A 1,278-nucleotide genomic window follows, 5' to 3' on the forward strand; every position below is an offset into this window, starting at 1 on the left:
TAGCGCGCTGCCAATTTTCCACTTCGTTTTTAATGGCGTGGTCAAATAACGTTTTAAACAACGCTGTTATATTTTCAGATACAGCAATTGCATGCTGTGTTTCGTCATCTGCTTTTATAAAGTTGGCTTTGCACTCAACCACAGCATTATTTTCGCAATCTAAAATAAGCTGAGCTTCAAGCCACGGAGCATCAATTTTTTGATAAAGATACTGACCTAGGTGTTGCGGGATGTTTTTAATGTCGGGTTGCATGTGCTGTCCTTAGCGTTATAAATGAATTTAAATTGAATAATCAAGCGTAAAAATTGAATAGTCAAGCATAAAGTTTGTCAATGTGATTTAGCCGAGAGACATCGCATCAAGGAATTCTTGGAAATTATTAAAAGCTTTGTAAAAAACAGGTGATAACTCTTCAGACTCATTATGATCCCATATTACTACTTTAGGGTTTATTGCATCTTCTTTGAAATCTAGGCATAAAAAATCACCACCAAATAGGTAAGCAAAAGGTAAGGCCTCAGCTCCAATCAAGTCTTCGTTATTTGTAAGCCTCTCCTCAATTTGAGCCATTACGACTTTAATTTCGTATTGCATAAGGCAACCATCGAGATTTTCATCTTCCGAAACTATTAGAAATCTTTCCAATACCCGCTCCTCAGAGTTAACTTTTATAATAACTTCATCTAAGGATGCACCATTGAATTTTAAAATAAACTCCCTGTAGCTAATTGGTAACTTAATATTAAAAAACATTTCTAATGAATCTAGCTCATCATGTGTTACAGAAACTTTTTTCTCTAAACTTAAATCTTTCATTATGCTATCGCTTTCCGTATGCCCAATGACCGACAGAGCGGCCACCTTGATGATTAATTATATTATGTGCGCCAAATGGAACTAACTCCATTCTCCCACTAATTTCCGAGTGATGCCAGGTGAAGCCATCAGGTCTGCCTCCTGGGATTCTTGAGTCTAGCCATTTAAATTGTTGGTAGTCAGAAGCTAGCCACAACTTTTCTGGTAAGGACTCTACTTTCTTTAATAAACCAGCACTTTCAAAGTCAGGATATTTTGTACCTGCTTTTAATTTCACTTCAGGGACTAATCCGCGTTTAACTGCATTTGCTTTTATTTCACGCTTTTGCTTTATTGTTAATTTATCACCGTCAGGAAAATTCTTCCACGACCAAGGTTTATTAGAGTTTATTAAATTTGCATATGCTTCAGTTTGGTAGTTTAAGTCATACTTAACAGGCCTATTACCTTTAGCCCCTTTT

Annotated in this window: 3 protein-coding genes; all 3 read right to left on the bottom strand. The window is 36.2% G+C overall.

Translation table 11 applies throughout. The features are described 5' to 3' along the window. Positions 1-253, bottom strand: a 253-nt coding sequence (locus tag P20652_RS17420) for a hypothetical protein (protein WP_033017067.1), incomplete at its 3' end; no start/stop codon positions are given. Positions 254-340: 87 nt separating this feature from the next. Beyond that, a complete protein-coding gene (locus tag P20652_RS17425) occupies positions 341-817 on the bottom strand; it encodes an SMI1/KNR4 family protein (RefSeq protein WP_033017068.1) in 477 nt (158 codons plus the stop codon). 4 nt (positions 818-821) lie between these two features. Next, positions 822-1,278, bottom strand: a 457-nt coding sequence (locus P20652_RS17430; RefSeq protein ID WP_139048199.1) for an HNH endonuclease, incomplete at its 5' end; no start/stop codon positions are given.

The sequence above is a fragment of the Pseudoalteromonas sp. BSi20652 genome, assembly GCF_000239855.1.
Classification (GTDB): Bacteria; Pseudomonadota; Gammaproteobacteria; order Enterobacterales; family Alteromonadaceae; genus Pseudoalteromonas.